This window comes from Streptomyces sp. NPDC051183 (assembly GCF_040682455.1).
GTDB lineage: Bacteria > Actinomycetota > Actinomycetes > Streptomycetales > Streptomycetaceae > Streptomyces.
Genome location: NZ_JBFBBA010000025.1, coordinates 25632 through 42298 on the forward strand (window position 1 = coordinate 25632; position 16667 = coordinate 42298).

Consider the following 16667-nt stretch of genomic DNA (forward strand, 5'->3'; position numbering starts at 1 on the left):
GCTCCGGCCCCGTAACGCCGAGAACACGGAACGGCGAGGCCCCGGACCGTTGAACGGTCCGGGGCCGGTCGCAGCCGTGGCTGTGTGGTTACACGCCGCTGGCGATCTGGCCGATGCCGCTCCAGGCGTTCGCCGTGCCGTTGCCGAGCCAGGCGCTGAAAGCGGTGCTGTTGCCGGTGCCGCGCAGCAGGTAGTCGGTGTGGGTGTCGCCGTTGAAGTCCACGAAGTGGACGCGGAGGTGTTCGGTGGTCACGCCCGAGGCGACCTGGCCGAGGTTCTGCCAGCCGCCGTGGCCGTCACCGCCGTTGTTGATGTGGACGTTGACGGAGCCGTTGGCGCTGATGGCCCAGTAGTCGGCCTTGCCGTCGCCGTTCCAGTCCGTCAGGCGTACCCGTGAGCGGTCGGTGGTCGTACCGGAGGCGATCTTGCCTACGGTGGCCCAGGCGTTGGGGCCGCGGTTCAGCCAGACGCTGACGTTGCCGTTGTCGGCGATGGTGATGTAGTCCGAGCGGCCGTCACCGTCCCAGTCGGCGAAGCGGACCTGATTGTGGTTGCTGGTGATGCCCGACGCGATGATGCCCAGGTTCTTCCAGCCGCCGTGGCCGTCGCCGCCCTGGTTGATGTGGACGTTGACGGAGCCGTTGGCGTTGATGGCCCAGTAGTCGGCCTTGCCGTCGCCGTCGAAGTCGGCGAGACGCACCCGTGAGCGGTCGGTGGTCGTACCGGAGGCGATCTTGCCTACGGTGGCCCAGGCGTTGGGGCCGCGGTTCAGCCAGACGCTGACGCTGCCGTTGTCGGCGATGCTGATGTAGTCGGGCTTGCCGTCACCGTCCCAGTCGGCGAAGCGGACCTGGTCGCTGCCGCCGATCTCGTTCACGGCGGCGGAGCGCCGCGGTTCGGTGGTCTTCGCGATCCACTGGGCGAGGTCGTCGGTGCGGGCGGCCACGGCGCCCGTACGGGTCTCGGCCGGGTCGGTGCCGAGGCAGCCGCCCTGCCAGGACCGGCTGTTGACGCCGACGAGCTCGCCCGCGGCGTTGAGGAGCGGGGCGCCGGTGTCGCCCTTGCAGATCGCGTCGGTGCCCTTGCCGGTGACGGAAAGGGTCGTGGCGTCGGACGTGTTGGTGGTGAAGGTGCCGGTGTGCAGCTTCCCGGGCACCCACTCGCTCTTCGTGCGGCCGAAGCCGGCGGAGGCGAGGTCCGTACCGGCTGCGGGGGCCGTGGCGGAGACCGGGGTCGTGGTCGCGCCCCTGGCCGGCAGTACGAGACGGGCCAGGACCAGGTCGCGCTCGGCGCGGGGGGCGAGTTCGGTCACCGCGCGGGTCTCGCCGTTGGCGAGGGTGACGGTGGCCTGCAGAACGGGCTTCCCCGCGGGAACCTGCTCGCCCGCGGTGGTGGCGAAGCAGCTGGCGGCGGTGGCGATCCACCACTCGTCCACGAGCGTGCCGGTGCAGGCACGGCTGTTCGCCTCGTCGCCGATGTTCAGCTTGACGACGGAGGCGTACTGGCCGGCCGGGGCCTCCGGGCCGGTGAGGGCGTAGGCCGGGGCGACGGCGACGAGGCCGGCGGCGACTGCGGTCGCAGTCACCACGAGGCCGGCCGTCCGCGCCGGACGGGGGCGGAGAACAGACATGCAGAGCATCCTTACTGACTGGATCGGGTGCGCGCGCGAGAGCGCAGACGCGCGAGGGCCCGGGTGGACCTGGCCGGGGTCCGGCTCGCGGCGACTGCGTGCCGGCTACGGCAGGCACGGTCGTCCGGACCGAGCGCGGCCCCCGTCTCGCGCGGCGTGGAAAGCAGTTCCTCCGCACCGGTTATCTGGGCATCGGCGTGGTCAAGGCCAATGGCGGGCTCGCCTCGAGAGGTTTGCCCGACCGCACCATGGAAGCCTTCTTGTTGATCTTTGTCTACTGCGCGAAACATCCAATAGCGGGCATATGGCTGGTTGCTTATGTGAGGCTTGACACGCTTTGCGGAGGTCGTGATTCCGCGGCGCCAACCGCTCGCCTGTCCTCACGTGTTCGTGTGGACGTCCCCCGTGGTCGTGGAGGTGATGACCGCTCGGCGGCCCAAGTCGCCCGGCGGGATCCCCGGATGGTGACCGCCCGGCCCCCCGCCTCCCGGGAGCGCGTCAGGGTTCGCCCCGAGGGCGAGGCGCGAGACGATGCGGTAGCGGTCGCCCCGGTAGACGGAGTGTACGTACTCCACCGGGCGGCCGGTGGAGTCGGTGGTGAGCCGCTCGATGAGCAGGGCGGGGGAGAGCAGCGGCACGTCCAGCAGGCCCGCCTCCGCCTCGTTCACCACCGTCGGCTCGATGGACTGCTGCGCCTCGTGCACGTACACGCCGTGATGGTCGCGCAGATGCTCGTAGAGGTCTCCGGCCTCCAGCTCCTGCGGGGTCAGGGCCGGCACCAGGTCGGCCGGGATGTGCAGGTGCTCGATCGCCATCGGGGCCCCGTCCACCAGGCGCAGCCGGGCGACGTACAGGAGCTGGGCGCCGGGGGAGATCCGCAGCCGGCGGCCGATGCGGGCACCCGCCGCCGCGGTGCTGTGCTCCAGGACCCGGCTGGACCAGTGCCCGGCGGCCCGTCGCATCGCGAACGCGGCCTCGGCGGCGGCCAGTTCCTGGGTGATCTTGGCCGGGGCGACGAACATCCCGCGCCCGTGCTCGCGTACGAGCAGGCCGGTGGCCACGAGCTCGTCCACGGCGGCGCGCAGGGTTGGCCGGGAGACCTCCAGGGCGGCGCACAGGGTGCGTTCGGAGGGGATGGCGTCGCCGGCCCGCCGGACGTCGATGAGGCCCAGCAGGTGTTCGCGGACCCGCTCCCGCTTGAGCATCGAACCCGACGCGTCGGACGCGTCCTTCGTCATGGCCCGCCCCCCACTTCTTCTGGATGCCTGCCGACTGTCCAACTGGTCATGCGCATCTAACCACTTAGATCGGGTTGATGCGAGGCGTCCGCTGGATTTCGTCAGGACTCGCGGGGTTGACGGCGAGCACGGGTCATGTCACCTTCGAGCCACTCAGATAACCAATTGGTCAGGTGGTCAACTCCGTTGTGTATGAGGAGAGTTGTCTCCGGGACCAGGTGAGGAATCCCGACGCCGTGATCGACGCCGCAGCCCGCCCAGTCCCCGACCTCGCGCTCGTCCCGCGCCCCGACTCGCTCGTCGTCCTGCCCGGCCGGTTCACCCTGGACCACCGCACCGGCCTGCGCGCCGGCCCCGGCGCCGAGACGGCGGCCGCACTCCTGCGCGAACTGCTCACCCCGGCCACCGGATTGGCCCTGCCGGCTCACTCCGACGGGCAGGTCGCCCTCCTCCTGGCCCCGGGGGAGGGCGACCTCGGCGCCGAGGGGTACGCCCTCACCGTCCGCCCCGACGCGGTCCTGCTGCGCGCCGCCCGGCCCGAAGGGCTGCTCCGCGGGATCCAGACCCTGCGCCAGCTGCTGCCGCCCGAGGCGCTGGCCGCCGAGGGCGCGCAGACCCGTATGCCCGCCGTCGGCTGGCCGGTGCCGTGCGTACGGATCACCGACCGGCCGCGGTTCGCCTGGCGCGGGGCCATGCTGGACGTGGCCCGGCACTTCCAGCCCGTGGCCCATGTGCGGCGCTTCGTGGACCTGCTCGCCCTGCACAAGCTCAACGTCCTGCACCTGCACCTCACGGACGACCAGGGCTGGCGGATGCCGGTCGCGGCCTACCCCCGCCTCACCGAGATCGGTGGACGGCGCGCCGAGAGCGCCGGGGACGGCATCCCGCACGAGGGCGCCTACACCCGGGCGGAGCTGGCCGGACTCGTCGCGTACGCGGCCCGGCGCGGGGTGAGCGTGGTGCCCGAGATCGAGATGCCCGGACACGCGCGCGCCGCCCTCGCCGCCTACCCCGAACTGGGCAACCGGCCCGGCGTCCGGCTGGAGCCGTGGACCCGCTGGGGGGTCTGCGAGAACGTATTCGGGGTCCACGACGCCGTGCTCGACTTCTGCCGAGGCGTGCTGGACGAGGTCGCGGACGTGTTCCCCGGGCCCTACGTCCACCTCGGCGGCGACGAGTGCCCCGACGCCGAATGGGAGCGTTCACGGGCCGCCCGCGCGCGGATCGCCACCGCGGGGCTGGCCGGACCGGGTGCGCTCCACGGCTGGTTCCTGGCCACCGTGGCGGCGCACCTGGCCGGGCTCGGCCGCCGTCCCCTCGGCTGGACCCGGACCGGCGCCGAACTGCCCGCCCCCTTCACGGCCATGGCCTGGCTCGACGCGGAGCACGGGCGGACCGCCGCGCTGCGCGGGCACGACGTGATCATGGCCCCGTACCGCTCCACCTACCTCGACTACCCGCAGTCCGCGGACCCCCGCGAGCCGCGCGGCCAGGACGGCGTGCTCGACCTGCGCGGGGTCTACGACAACGAGCCCGCCCCCGCGCACTGGGAGCCCGAGGCCGCCCGCCACGTACTGGGAACCCAGGCGCAGTTGTGGACCGAGTACGCGCGCACCCCGGCGGAGCTCGACTACCTGGCCTTCCCCAGGCTGTGCGCCCTGGCCGACACCGCCTGGTCGGCGCACCGCGACTGGCCGGACTTCCGCCGCCGGCTCGGCCACCACCAGACCCGGCTCGCCGCCCTCGGTGTGCGCGGCCGACCCCTTCCCTCCCCCCACCCCGAGAGGACCGCAGCATGCGAACCCACAACCGCCGTACGGCCCTAGCCCTGGCCACGGCCCTGACCGCAGGCCTCGGCTCGGCCGCCCTGACCGCCCTGCCGGCCACCGCCGCGGACGACTCCGTCAAGGTCCAGTACCGCACCAGCGCCGCCGGGGCCACCGCGGACCAGGCCGAGCCCTGGTTCAAGGTGGTCAACAACGGCTCGGCCGCCGTCTCCCTGAACCAGGTCAAGTTCCGCTACTACTTCAAGGCCGACGGCCCGGACACCCAGTACCGGTACGCCTGTTCGTGGGCGGTCAGGGGCTGCGCGAACATCACCGGCACCTTCGGCACCCTGGCCGGCCCGACGGCCACCGCCGACCGCTACCTGGAGATCGCCTTCACCGCCGGCGCGGGCACCCTCGCTCCGGGCGCCGACACCGGAGACATGCAACTGCGCTTCCACCGCGCCGACTGGCAGCCGCTGCGGCAGTCCGACGACTACTCCTTCGACGGATCCCGCACGGCATACGGGGACTGGGACAGGATGACCGCCCAGTTGGGCACCGCCACCGTCTGGGGCACCGCGCCCGGCGGCAACACCCCCGACCCGACGCCGACCCCGACTCCGACCGACCCCACGCCCACGCCGACCCCGACCGACCCCGGGCCGGCCGGTGCCACCCTCTTCGACGACTTCACGTACACCTCCTCCACGGACCCGGCGATGGCGGCCCACGGCTGGAGCGTCCGCTCGAACCCCGGCGGCCCCGGCGTCCCGGGCGCGGCCTGGTCCCCCGAGAACGTCACCTTCGCGGCGGAGGGCGGCAACTCCATCATGAACCTGGAGACCTCCACCGCCGGAACGGGCGAGAGCACCAAGCACACCGAAGTCCTGACCAGGGCGACGAAGTTCAAGAACGGCACGTACGCGGCGCGGGTGAAGTTCTCGGACGCCCCCAAGTACGGTCCGGACGGCGACCACCTCGTGCAGACGTTCTTCACCATCAACGACCTCAAGGCCCCGATGGCCGACGACTACGCCGAGTACGACTTCGAGTACCTGCCCAACGGCGGCTGGGGCGAGCCCTCGAACATCCTCTACACCACGTCCTGGGAGACGTACCGGCCCGACCCGTGGGAGGCCGTCAACCAGCACACCGAATCGCGGATCAGCTACGCGGGATGGCACGACCTGGTGCTCACCATCGACGACAACGCCATCACCTACTACGTCGACGGCCAGGTCTTCGGCACCCACGACGCGAGGTACCTGCCCGAGCGGCCCATGTCGATCAACTTCAACCAGTGGCTGATCGACCTGAACGGGCAGCCGGGCTCGTCGCCCCGCGCCTACGACCAGAAGGTCGACTACGTCCTGCACGTCAAGGACCAGGTCCTCAGCCCGGCCCAGGTGGCCGCCAGGGTCGGCGCCTACCGCACCGCGGGCACGGCCTTCGTGGACGAGGTCCCGAACGGCTGACCCGTGACCCGTGACCCGTGACCCGTGACCCGTGACCCGTGACCACGGCAGCGCGGCTGTCGTCGCTGTGCCCCGCCCCGGCGGGGCACAGCTTCCCGGCGCTCGGGTGACCTAGGAGGACCTGCGGCGCAGGGCGCGGCGGATCCCGTACAGGACCACAAGCAGCACGATGACGACGACCGCGACGATGAGGAGCTTCTTGAAGAGCCCGCCGCTCTTCTTCTTTTTCTTCTTCTTGCTCTTGTCGGACTTCTTGTCCCCGGCGACTGCCTGCTCCGGGTACGACACCGGCGCCTGGACACCGGTCACCGACCCGGCGCCCGCCGCGGGGAGAGCACCGGGCACGAACGCCGTCGCCGCGACGGTCGACTGCCGGGCGACCGGCACGGCTGCCGCGACGGGCGCCGTGGGACCGAGCAACAGCCCTGCCACTACGAGGAGCGGCACGAGAGCCGAGGCCGACGCCGATCTCCGGACCCGGAACGTCCTCGGAACGTGGTGTCTCTTCACTCTTTCCCCTGTCCAGCGTTGTCCTGACCGGGCCCGGCGGATCCGGACGGCCGGAGCCTCAGAGCATCGTCGGGGACTTCGGACGCCCGGGCAAGGACTTCGAGCGCACGGCCGATGCCCGGTACTGGCCCGGGGTGGTGCCGAATTCCCGGCTGAAGGCATGCGAGAGGGCGTACGGGGTGCTGTAGCCGACGCGGCGGGCGACGGTGGCCAGTGGGTGCGGGGTGTCGCGGAGCAGGGTGGCGGCGAAGGTCAGGCGCCACCAGGTGAGGTACGCCATCGGTGGACGGCCGACCAGAGTGGTGAAGCGGCGGGCCAGGGTGGCGCGGGACACGCCTGCCTCGGCGGCCAGCCGGTCGTTGGTCCACGGCGCGGCCAGGTCCGAGTGCAGCGCCCGCAGGGCGGCGGCCGCCACCGGGTCGCCCAGTACGGTCGGCCAGGTGCCGCTCCCTCGGGCCGCCCAGGAGCGGATCATGTAGACGAGGAGGAGGTCCAGCAGGCTCGGCACTGCGACGCAGGCGCCGGGCCTCTGTGCGCCCACCTCGTGGCCCAGCAGGTCGACGGCGGCGCGCAGTTCGACGTGGGCGCCCACCCGGTTCGGCAGATGGACGACCTCCGGCAGTTCCGCCATGAGCGGGTGCATCCGACTGCGGTCGAGCCGGTACTTGCCGCACAGCATCTCCACGTGGCGGGATGCGGCCCGGGCCGGGTCCGGCCCGTTCCCGCCGAGCCACCGCTCGAACGGCAACGCCCGGCTCACGGTTGCGGCATCGGCCGGGGCGTCGGCGATCACGTGCCCGGTGCCGTGCGGCAGCAGCACCACGTCGCCCGCGCCGAGCGAGACCGGGGAGCCGCCGTCGGGAAGCAGCCAGCAGCTGCCCTCCAGCACCACGTGGAAGCCCGCACCGTCGTACGGGGCGATGCGCGTGCACCAACTGCCGCCCACCCGCACCCGGTTCGAGGAGGGCTGCCCGATGCGTATCGCCGACACCGCGTCGCTCACCACGTCCATCGGGTCAGGATATCCGCCCGCAGCAGCAGAGATGAGACGCTCACGTATCCGAATGAGGCCAACAGGCATTGAGCGCCTCATCCTGCCCGTCCTAGGGTCGAGGACATGAAGAGCGAGAGCAGGCAGAGCATCATGCTCGGTGATGTCGAGGTCATCCGAGTCGTCGAGTGGCAAGGGGAGTTCGCACCCGCGCGCGGCCTGGTTCCGGAGTCCGGTGCCGAGGTGTGGAAGGGCAACGAGGACTGGCTGGCGCCCGACCACTGGGACGCGGACAGCGACAGGGCGGTGATGGCCCTCCAGACCTGGGTCCTGCGCAGCGGCGGACGGACCGTCCTGGTCGACACCGGCGTCGGCAACGGCCGCGAGAGGCCCGGCTCGCCGCAGTTCCACCACTGGCAGGGCGACTTCCTGGGTGCGCTCGCGCGGGCCGGTGTCCGGCCGCAGGACGTCGACGTCGTGATCAACACCCATGTCCACGGCGACCACGTCGGCTGGAACACCACCGGTGTGGACGGAGGGTGGGAGCCGACGTTCCCCAACGCCCAGTACCTCATCCCGGCCGCGGACGACTTCCACTTCGGCCCGAGCAACGCGTACGGGAACGGCGTACGGGAGGACGACCGGCTGATCTACGAGGACAGCATCGCGCCCGTCCACCGGGCCGGGCAGGCCGTCCTGTGGGACGGCGCCCACCGCATCGACGAACACCTCACCCTGGAGTCCGCGCCCGGCCACACACCCGGCTCGTCCGTCCTGCGGCTCACCTCCGGGGGCGACCGGGCGGTCTTCGTCGGCGATCTCCTGCACAGCCCGGTCCAGATCCTCACGCCCGCCTGCAACAGCTGCTTCTGCATGGACGCGGAGCGGGCGGTGGCCAGCCGTCGCCGGATTCTGGAACGGGCCGCCGCCGAAAGGGAACTGGTCATACCCGCACACTTCGGCGGGGCGGGCGCCGTGGAAGTCCGGCAGGAGGGTACCGGGTTCACGCTCGGGCGGTGGGCTGCCTACGGTACGCGGTAGGAGGCAGGGAGGCAGGGAGGCAGGGAGGCAGGAGGCAGGGAGGCAGGGAGGCACCCATCAGAATCCGGACCGCACCGAACCGCACCCGTCCCGCGCGCGTCGTGAACAGCATGCCCGCCGCGACAGCCGCCGCCATCGCCGCCCGGCTGGCGCACGCCATCCGTCAGCTGGTCCGCTTCGGCCTGCGCCAGGCGGCCAGTTGTGCCTTCGCCGTGGCCCTGCTCGCCGGGGTGGGCCTGTCCGGCGTGCTCCCCGAACTGCCGGTGGCACGGTACGACCTGCTGTTCGGATACGGGGTCCTGCTCAGCCTGTGCTTCTACCTGATCGGCTGGGAGCGCGGCCGGGACCTCGCGGTGATCGCCGGCTGCCACCTGCTGGGCCTGGTCTTCGAGTACGTGAAGGTGGCCCTCGGCTCCTGGTCGTACCCCGAGCCGGCGCTGCTGAAGTTCGGTGGCGTTCCCCTCTACGGGGGGTTCCTCTACGCGGCGGTCGGCAGCTACATCTGCGCCGTGTGGCGACTGCTCAGGATCGACCTGAGCGGATACCGCCCGGCCGCCACCGCGGCGGTGGCCGGCGCGCTGTACGTGAACTTCATCAGTCACCACTGGCTGCCGGATCTGCGCTGGCCGCTCGCCGCCCTGCTGGTCGTGGCCACCGCCTCCGCCCGGGTGCACTACACCGTGGGGAAACACGCCTACTGGATGCCGATGCCGGTGAGCTTCGTCCTGATCGGCTTCTTCCTGTGGGTCGCGGAGAACATCGCCACCTACGCCGGCGCCTGGCGCTACCCGTACCAGCTCGACGGCTGGCAGCCGGTGTCGATGCAGAAGTTCGGCGCCTGGGCGCTGCTGGTCAGCGTCCTGTGCGTACTCGGAGCCGCCGCGCAGCACCGCGACCGCCCCCGGGCCGACAGGACCTCCTGAACCCTGCCCGCCCCGACGACGGTCAGATGTACATGTTCTTGTTGTCGTACGAGGGCCCGTAGTAGCGCTCCAGCTCTTCCAAGGACTCGTGCGTGCGCTCCAGGCTCTTCGAGATCCTCGCCCTGGAGGGGGCTGCCTCGGGGTTCCAGCTCGCCGGCTTCCACAGGGCGGATCGTACGAAGGCCCGGGAGCAGTGGAAGTAGACCTGCTCGACCTCCACGAGGAGGGCGAGCGTGGGGCGGTGCCCCTTGACGGTCAGGTCGTCGAAGAAGGGCGCCTCGCGGAGCAGCCGGGCCCGGCCGTTGACGCGGAGGGTGTCGCCACGGCCCGGGATCATGAAGAGCAGGCCGACGTGGGGGTTGGTGAGGACGTTGTGGTAGCTGTCCGCACGGCGGTTGCCGGGGCGGTCGGGGATCACGAGGGTGGTGTCATCGAGGACCTTGGCGAAGCCGGGCGGGTCGCCCTTGGGCGAGACGTCGCAGGTGCCGTCGGCGGCGGAGGTGGAGATCAGGCAGAGCGGGGACGCCGCGAGCCACTGCTTGTGGTGGTCGTGGAGGGTCCGCCGTTCCTTGCTGACGGCCACGGGGCCGGGCTCGCCGAGCAGCGCGCGCAGCTCCTCCGCGGTAGTGATCTCCTCGAACGCCTCTGTGCTCACTGCCTGCCCCCGTCTTCCCGTGCACGGCCGGACGGCCGCCTCGCCGCGACTATGCCACGGCGGTCCGGACACCAGCTGCTCCTCGGAGGGTGACGTCGATCATGGGGAGCCGTCGGCGCCCTGCGCCGTGGACGCGGCTGCCGGGCAGCGCCGCCCGGCGGTGCTCCAGCCAGGTGCGGCTCAGGTCGTCCCGATCGGGACCGACACCTGCGCCACTGCTCGACTGCACTGCGCCCCCCAAAGCTCTGTCGTCATCGTACGGCTCGGGCACCGTCGGACTGCTGGCCTGTCTCCCCGACCCTTCCCTTGTCGGCCCGTCCTGCGTAGTTTCGCCGCTGCCGGGCAGCACCGCCCGGCGGTATCGACACGGGGGAGTGCCATGCGAGGCATGCGCAGAACACGCACCACACGGAGCCGCCTGCTGGCGGCCGCCGCGGCCTTCCTGTCGCGGTCATGGGTACACCGGCCACGCCGGCCGCCGCGCACGACAGCCACGAACCACTCCTCGCCGCCATGCGCGCCGAGACGGGGACCGCCGTCGGCGGCGACGGCATCCCCGGGGTGATCGCACGCACCTACAAGGACGGCGTCTCGTGGACCGGTACCGCGGCCACGGACGCGGGAACGCCCGTACGCAACCCGGACAACCCCTTCCGGGCCGCATCGATCACCAAGATCTTCACCGCGACGACCGTGCTCCAACTCGTCGCCGAAGGCCGGGTCCGCCCCGACGACGACGTGTTCGGCCTGCTGGGCCCCGTCCTGAAGACCAACCCCGTCGCGGGCTGCAACCCGGGCACCGGACAGTGCTTCAACCCGCCGCCCGGCAGCCCGCCCATCACCGTACGGAACCTGCTCCAGCACTCCAGCGGCGTCTTCAACTACCTCGGTGACCTGGGGGTGCTGGCGAGCGCCGGCAGCAGCTTCCCCAACCTGCCCGACTACCCCGCCCAGCAGCTCGTCGACGAAGGCGCCTCCCACGGACCGCAGTTCGCGCCGGGTGCCGGGATGCACTACAGCAACACCAACTACGTCCTGCTCGGCATGGTCATCGAGCGGGTGACCGGAAACCCGTGGGCCGACGAGGTGACCCGCCGCGTCATCCAGCCCCTCGGCCTCACCCGCACCGTGCTCCCCGGATCCACGTCCACCCTGCCGACGCCCCACGACCAGTTCTTCACCAACTACATGCGGCCCCGCGGGCTGTTCGGCCACCTCTCCCGTCCGGCTGCCGACTGGAACCCCTCCATCGGCGGTGCTGCCGGAGCCATCGTGTCCACCAGCGGCGACCTGATGACCTTCATCCGCGCCCTGCTCGGCGGCCGGCTCCTGCCCCCGGCGCAGCTCGCGCAGATGATGACCGACCTGAACCCCGCCGTGACCGGCACCCCCGGCCCCCAACTCCCCGGCATCCCCTGCGACCCTGCCCGGACCTGGCCCGAGTGCATGGTCAACCCGGCCATCAGCACGGCGAGTTCGGGAGACAAGGCCACGCCCGGCTACTGGTACGCGAGCCGCCCCTGGAAGGCCGTCCAGGCCGACTACGGACTCGGTCTCACCCGCCGCACCATCACCTGCGCGGACGGCTCCACCGTCGTCCTGTACGGGCACAACGGCGGCGGATTCGGCTCGCTCAGCTACCTCTACTCCACTGCGGACGGCAGCCACGCCATCGTGCTCAACATGAACGGCGACTGGCCGCTCTGGGAGCTGTACAGCCTGAGCGGCATGCTGGCGGCCGAGTTCTGCACCGCCTGACGCGGCACTAGCGTGTGACCCATGCACAAGGCACAGGAGTTTGAGGCGCACCGGCCCCGGTTGTTCTCGTTGGCGTACCGGATGCTGGGGTCGGCGACCGAGGCGGAGGACGCCGTACAGGACGCCTACCTGCGGTGGCACGGGGCCGAGAGGGGCCAGGTCGTAGCGCCGGCGCCCTGGCTGGCGAAGGTGCTCACCAACCTGTGCCTGAACCGGCTGACCTCCGCGCGGGCCCAGCGCGAGGAGTACGTCGGGCCGTGGCTGCCGGAGCCCGTACGCACCGACGGCGGGGCGCTCGGGCCCATGGAGACGGCGGAGCAGCGGGACGCGGTGTCGCTGGCGGTACTGGTCATGATGGAGCGGTTGACGCCGCCGGAGCGGGCCGCGGTGGTGCTGCGCGACGCCTTCGACTACAGCCATCGGGAGATCGCGGGCGTGCTCGACTGCTCGGAGGCGAACGCGCGGCAGCTGTACCGCAGGGCCAAGCAGCATCTGGCGGACGGCCGGCCGAGGTTCGCCTCCGCGCAGGAGCCGGGCGGGGAACTGCTGTCCCGGTTCCTGGAGGCGGCGGCGGAGGGGGCGATGGCGCAGCTGGAGGCGCTGCTCGCCGACCAGGTGGTCGCGTGGTCGGACGGCGGGGGCAAGGTGACCGCGGCGCGCCGGCCGGTCGTCGGCCGGGAGATGGTGGCCCGGTTCCTGGCGGGTCTGTTCGCCCGGTGGGTGAACGGGGTGCGCATCGAGATCGTCGAGGCGAACGGCACTCCGGTGGTGCTCGGCTGGGAGGACGGCGAGCTGACCTCGTTCGGTGCGCTGGAGGCCGGCGAGGGAGGGATCACCGGCGTCCGCATCGTCCGTAACCCGGACAAACTGGCCTTCCTGGCGAAACAGCTGCCGGGGCTGTCACAGAACGCATGAGTCGTCGGTTCTTCATGGGTGACGGCAACACGAGAAGGGCTGTGACTGATGAAGAACGACGCGATCATGGTGACCGGTGCGACAGGGGTGCTCGGCCGCCAGGTCCTGGACCGGGCGCGCCGCACCGGGCTGCCGGTGCGGGCCCTCACCCGCAGGACCACGCTGCCGGACGACCCGGGAGTGGCCTGGTTCACCGGTGACCTGGCAGCCGGTACCGGTCTGGACGAGGCGTTCACCGGCGTCGGCACGGTCATCCACTGCGCGACCGACATCCGGCACTTCAAGAACGACGTCCCGGCCTTCGAGCACCTGCTGGAGGCCGCGGGACGCGCCGGGGTCGAGCACATCGTCAACGTCTCGATCGTCGGCATCGACCGCATCCCGTACCCCTACTACCGGATCAAGCTGGAGGGGGAGCGGCTCCTGGAGGCCTCGGGCATCGGCTGGACCAATCTGCGGGCCACCCAGTTTCCCGAGCTGCTGAACATGGCCTTCGGGGTCCTGTCGAAGCTGCCGGTGGTCATCGTGCCGACCGGCACCGTCTGTCAGCCCGTGAACCAGGGCGATGTGGCGGACCGGCTGATCGAGTTGGCCCTGGGAGAGCCGGGCGAAGGGGCGCCGCCGGCCGGAGGCTGGGGCAGGGTGCCGGACCTCGCCGGGCCCACGGTGTACACGGCCGACCGCCTGGCGAAGGACTGGCTGCGAGCAGCGGGCAAGCGCCGCCCCGTCCTCCCGGTCTTCATCCCCGGGAAGATCGGTGCGGGCTTCCGGTCCGGCGCCCTGACCGCGCCCGACCGGGCGGCGGGCAAGCGGACCTGGGAGGAATACCTGGCCGAAAACGTCGCCCACTGAACGGTCAAGGGAACCGGTGGGCCACTCCGGCCCGGTCGAGGACGCCGCGCACACCCGCCGGTCCGCCGTGCTGAAACGATCGTCGCGCGCTGCTCGTCGCCCCGGCCCCGTCCGGCAGCGGCAAGAGCGCCGTGCGATCGGTGATGTGGCCCGAGGTGGTCCAGTACCCCGACGTGCCGACCGACGTCGACAGGGGCAACTACCGGAAGCTGTGGGGCTGAACGTGAGCGTGAAGGCACGGATCGGCGGGTGCCTCGCCGCCGGCGCCCCCGCCGCAGGTGCGGCCTGGTTCACCGTGGCCGCCCAGGGGCCCGGGGCGCACGCCGTGTGCGGCCCGGACCTGAGCCGGGACGAGGTCGTCGCGGCGAAGTCCCAGGGCGTGGCCGTCGTAGAGGCCGTCGAGAACGCCCGCTACCGGGAGGAGGGCGGCAGCGCCTACCTGACGACCCGGGTGAAGACCCTCGACACCCTGAAGGGCGAGTTCGGAGCCGCCCTGGACGTCACGCAGGGGGTGAAGAACGGTGGCGCCCCCGGCCGGTACGCCACGGAGGACCCGGACCGCTACGCCGTCCTGGAGCCCGGCAGCCAGTACGTCATCGCGGTGCAGTCCGGATCGACGACGGGCACCGCGGGCACCGAGGCCTGGGCGTGGTACGCCGAGCCTGCGCAGCGTGGCCTCGCCGGCGAGCGGGAGCAGTGGAAGCAGGTATTGGCCACGGGGCCCGAGGACCCCGTGACCGGCGGCTGTGAGGACGTGAGCGCGGGCTCAGTGGGCGAACAGCGGTGACACGGCAGCCTCCGAGCTGCTGTTCCAGTACGTCACGCGGGCCTTGTCGTCCACGTACACACCGCCCTGAGGCATCTGCAGGAGCAGGCCCTCGCCCGTGTTGTTGTCGGGGCGCTGGCCGTGCGGCGCGAACGCCATGTTCTTGACGAAGGTGCTGACCTCCTTGTTGCTCTGGCGCAGGAGCAGACCCGCGTACGCCTCCTTGCCCGGGGCGAGGGTCACCCACTGCTGGGGCTTGGAGTTCGCGAACACCCCCACGAGCCGGCCGTTGCCGTCATTGAGCCGGAGCACCGGGTGGCTCTTCAGCGTGCAGGGCTTGTCGCCGACGTTCTTGACGCTCAGCAGGAGCTTCGAGTCGTCCTTGGCGGGCGGCACGGCCCACTCCACCGTGACACGGGTGTTCTCGTCGGCGCAGTTGCCGTCGATGCCCGTGGCCTCGCCCTCGGCCTCGCCCGGACGGGCCGGCCGGGAGGAGGAGGCGGAGGGCCTGGGGGAGGACGGCGCGGAGGTACGGGGCGTGGCCGGCGCGGACGCGGAGGGAGACGGAGACGAGGAAGGGGATGCGGACGGGGAGGCGGAGGACTTCGGCGGCGGGGTCGGGCCGGGCTTGTCGTCGCTCGGCCCGCAGGCCGCGGTGGCCAGGAGCGTGGCCGCGGCGAGGCCGAGGGCGCCGAGCGTCCGGGCGTGGGTGGTCTTGCGGAAAGCGCGCATCGTGAGCCCCCGTGGCTGCTGACGAACTGGGATCGGTCTCGTCAGGATGCCCGCTCCGGCCCCTGATTCACGTACCCGCGAAGACCGTTACAGCTCGCTCATGCGGCGGTCACGGTTCCGTCGTCAGGGCGGGTTCGGGCGCTGGTCCCGGGGCCGCGCCGGTGCCGCCGGGCTCACCGGCCGGCCGCCTCCCGGTGATGCTCCGAGGGCCTGACGGCCTCATGGCCCTCGGCGTCGACCTCCTCGGCGGGGCACGCCGCCGTAGAGTGCGGCAGCCTGCCCTCCAGGAGGTAGCGCTCGACGTACTGGTTCACGCAGTCGGAGCGGGTGAATCCGGTGTGCCCCTCGCCCTTGTAGTCGAGGACGACGGCATTGCCGAGCACGCGCGCGGTCTGCTCCGTCCACGCGTACGGGGTGGCCGGGTCGCCCCGGACGCCGACCAGCAGGATCGGCGGGCCGTCGACGTGGCGGATGTCGGCCGTGGGGTCGACGGGCGCGGGCCAGCTGTGGCAGTAGGCGATCTCGGTGAGCTGAGCCGGTCCGAAGATCCTGGAGACACCGAGGAACTCGGGCCGCAGGGCGTCGAGTTGCCGCTGGAACGCCTTCGGATCGCCGCCGACGCCCCGGTCGGGGTAGTCGGCGCAGCTCACGGCCGCCCAGGCCGCGGCCTCGTTGTCGGCCTCGGGCTCGGCGGATTCGAGCAGCCCCGAGGGGTCCCGGTCGCGTACCAGAGCCCCGAGCCCACGGGCCAAGTCGGGCCATTGCGCCGGTGCGTACAGGTTGTTCACGAGCGCGAGCGCCAGGTCCCGCCCGTCGAACTTCCCACCGCCCTTCGCGTCGCCCTTCGTACCGCCCTTCGCATCGAGCGGCTTCTCGTCGAGCTCCGCGACGAGCGCCTCGGTCCGCTCGTTCGCCTCCGCCCGGTTCGTCCCCGCGAACACGCAGCCCTTCAGGCCGGCGCACCAGGCGAGGAAGGCGTCGTACGCGCGCTGGCGTCCCCGCGCGGTGTCCAGCGCCTGTTCGGCCAGGGAGTCGGAGAGGGTGTCCACCCCGTCGAGCACCATCCGCCCGGTGCGCTGCGGGAACTGCGCGGCGTACGTGACACCGATCCGCGTGCCGTAGGACCAGCCGAGGTAGTTCAGCTTCCGGTCCCCGAGGGCCTGGCGCAGCACGTCGAGGTCCCGGGCGACGTTGACCGTGCCGACGTACGGCAGGACGGGCCCCGAATGCTCCTGGCAGGCGCGCCGCGCCGCCTCCGTGGCGCGCAGCAGGCCGGCTCCGTCGGCGGGGTCGGAGTCTTTCAGCGGGAGCGCGCCACCGCAGCTGATCGGTGCGCTCTGGCCGATTCCCCGGGGGTCGAAGCCCACCAGGTCGTAGGACTCCGCGAGGTCCCGTTGACTTCCGCTCCTCTC

14 protein-coding genes and 1 pseudogene are annotated in these 16667 nt (G+C 71.9%); 8 read left to right on the forward strand and 7 right to left on the reverse strand.

Annotated elements, in window-relative coordinates:
* Window positions 1-88: 88 nt before the first annotated feature.
* Window positions 89-1630 (reverse strand): FG-GAP-like repeat-containing protein, encoded by a 1542-nt coding sequence (locus tag AB0M99_RS22260; protein ID WP_365922970.1) that lies wholly within the window; start codon window positions 1628-1630, stop codon window positions 89-91.
* Between the two features lie 380 nt (window positions 1631-2010).
* Window positions 2011-2868, reverse strand: coding sequence for a GntR family transcriptional regulator (locus tag AB0M99_RS22265; RefSeq protein WP_365922972.1), 858 nt, complete (start codon window positions 2866-2868; stop codon window positions 2011-2013).
* Between the two features lie 236 nt (window positions 2869-3104).
* Here AB0M99_RS22265 and AB0M99_RS22270 point away from each other — a divergent pair, with 236 nt between their 5' ends.
* Together AB0M99_RS22270 and AB0M99_RS22275 are read left to right on the forward strand one after the other, a co-directional pair.
* Window positions 3105-4694: a beta-N-acetylhexosaminidase gene (locus tag AB0M99_RS22270; RefSeq protein WP_365922974.1), complete on the forward strand. Its 1590-nt coding sequence runs from the start codon at window positions 3105-3107 to the stop codon at window positions 4692-4694.
* Window positions 4664-6112: a cellulose binding domain-containing protein gene (locus tag AB0M99_RS22275; protein WP_365922976.1), complete on the forward strand. Its 1449-nt coding sequence runs from the start codon at window positions 4664-4666 to the stop codon at window positions 6110-6112. Before AB0M99_RS22270 ends, AB0M99_RS22275 begins: the two co-directional genes overlap by 31 nt.
* Before the next feature lie 111 nt (window positions 6113-6223).
* On the opposite strand, the gene AB0M99_RS22280 is transcribed toward AB0M99_RS22275, so the two are convergent.
* Window positions 6224-6559, reverse strand: a complete 336-nt coding sequence (locus tag AB0M99_RS22280) for a hypothetical protein (protein WP_365922978.1) — start codon at window positions 6557-6559, stop codon at window positions 6224-6226.
* Window positions 6560-6680: 121 nt separating this feature from the next.
* On the reverse strand, window positions 6681-7634 hold the full coding sequence (locus AB0M99_RS22285) for an AraC family transcriptional regulator (protein WP_365922980.1): 954 nt from the start codon (window positions 7632-7634) through the stop codon (window positions 6681-6683).
* A gap of 105 nt (window positions 7635-7739) precedes the next feature.
* Here AB0M99_RS22285 and AB0M99_RS22290 point away from each other — a divergent pair, with 105 nt between their 5' ends.
* Complete coding sequence (locus AB0M99_RS22290) at window positions 7740-8654, forward strand: MBL fold metallo-hydrolase (RefSeq protein WP_365922982.1); 915 nt, start codon at window positions 7740-7742, stop codon at window positions 8652-8654.
* A 110-nt stretch (window positions 8655-8764) separates the two neighbouring features.
* On the forward strand, window positions 8765-9577 hold the full coding sequence (locus AB0M99_RS22295; RefSeq protein WP_365922984.1) for a DUF817 domain-containing protein: 813 nt from the start codon (window positions 8765-8767) through the stop codon (window positions 9575-9577).
* A 22-nt stretch (window positions 9578-9599) separates the two neighbouring features.
* Here the strand turns inward: AB0M99_RS22295 and AB0M99_RS22300 are convergent, their stop codons facing one another.
* Window positions 9600-10232, reverse strand: a complete 633-nt coding sequence (locus AB0M99_RS22300) for a pyridoxamine 5'-phosphate oxidase family protein (protein ID WP_365922986.1) — start codon at window positions 10230-10232, stop codon at window positions 9600-9602.
* A gap of 453 nt (window positions 10233-10685) precedes the next feature.
* Here AB0M99_RS22300 and AB0M99_RS22305 point away from each other — a divergent pair, with 453 nt between their 5' ends.
* From AB0M99_RS22305 to AB0M99_RS22320, 4 genes are all read left to right on the forward strand, one after another.
* Window positions 10686-11990: a serine hydrolase domain-containing protein gene (locus AB0M99_RS22305; RefSeq protein ID WP_365922988.1), complete on the forward strand. Its 1305-nt coding sequence runs from the start codon at window positions 10686-10688 to the stop codon at window positions 11988-11990.
* Between the two features lie 21 nt (window positions 11991-12011).
* Entirely contained in the window at window positions 12012-12905 is an 894-nt protein-coding gene (locus AB0M99_RS22310; RefSeq protein ID WP_365922990.1) for an RNA polymerase sigma-70 factor, read from the forward strand.
* Window positions 12906-12953: 48 nt separating this feature from the next.
* The gene (locus AB0M99_RS22315; protein ID WP_365922992.1) at window positions 12954-13757 is read left to right on the forward strand and encodes an NAD(P)H-binding protein; all 804 of its coding nucleotides are present in this window, start codon (window positions 12954-12956) and stop codon (window positions 13755-13757) included.
* Between the two features lie 223 nt (window positions 13758-13980).
* Window positions 13981-14544 carry a hypothetical protein gene (locus AB0M99_RS22320; protein ID WP_365922994.1) on the forward strand — a complete coding sequence of 188 codons (564 nt, stop codon included), beginning with the start codon at window positions 13981-13983 and terminating at the stop codon, window positions 14542-14544.
* Here AB0M99_RS22320 and AB0M99_RS22325 read toward each other — a convergent pair.
* Entirely contained in the window at window positions 14524-15255 is a 732-nt protein-coding gene (locus AB0M99_RS22325; RefSeq protein ID WP_365922996.1) for a DUF4232 domain-containing protein, read from the reverse strand. The two genes, AB0M99_RS22320 and AB0M99_RS22325, sit on opposite strands and share 21 nt — an antisense overlap.
* Window positions 15256-15428: 173 nt before the next feature.
* Window positions 15429-16640, reverse strand: a pseudogene (locus AB0M99_RS22330) (alpha/beta hydrolase); the annotation flags it as partial.
* Window positions 16641-16667 lie beyond the last annotated feature (27 nt).

Coding starts and splice junctions, on each gene's coding strand:
- AB0M99_RS22260 (WP_365922970.1), bottom strand. CDS start 1,630: ATGTCTGTTCTCCGCCCCCGTCCGGCGCGGACGGCCGGCCTCGTGGTG.
- AB0M99_RS22295 (WP_365922984.1), top strand. CDS start 8,765: ATGCCCGCCGCGACAGCCGCCGCCATCGCCGCCCGGCTGGCGCACGCC.
- AB0M99_RS22275 (WP_365922976.1), top strand. CDS start 4,664: ATGCGAACCCACAACCGCCGTACGGCCCTAGCCCTGGCCACGGCCCTG.
- AB0M99_RS22325 (WP_365922996.1), bottom strand. CDS start 15,255: ATGCGCGCTTTCCGCAAGACCACCCACGCCCGGACGCTCGGCGCCCTC.
- AB0M99_RS22315 (WP_365922992.1), top strand. CDS start 12,954: ATGAAGAACGACGCGATCATGGTGACCGGTGCGACAGGGGTGCTCGGC.
- AB0M99_RS22305 (WP_365922988.1), top strand. CDS start 10,686: ATGGGTACACCGGCCACGCCGGCCGCCGCGCACGACAGCCACGAACCA.
- AB0M99_RS22310 (WP_365922990.1), top strand. CDS start 12,012: ATGCACAAGGCACAGGAGTTTGAGGCGCACCGGCCCCGGTTGTTCTCG.
- AB0M99_RS22285 (WP_365922980.1), bottom strand. CDS start 7,634: ATGGACGTGGTGAGCGACGCGGTGTCGGCGATACGCATCGGGCAGCCC.
- AB0M99_RS22290 (WP_365922982.1), top strand. CDS start 7,740: ATGAAGAGCGAGAGCAGGCAGAGCATCATGCTCGGTGATGTCGAGGTC.
- AB0M99_RS22265 (WP_365922972.1), bottom strand. CDS start 2,868: ATGACGAAGGACGCGTCCGACGCGTCGGGTTCGATGCTCAAGCGGGAG.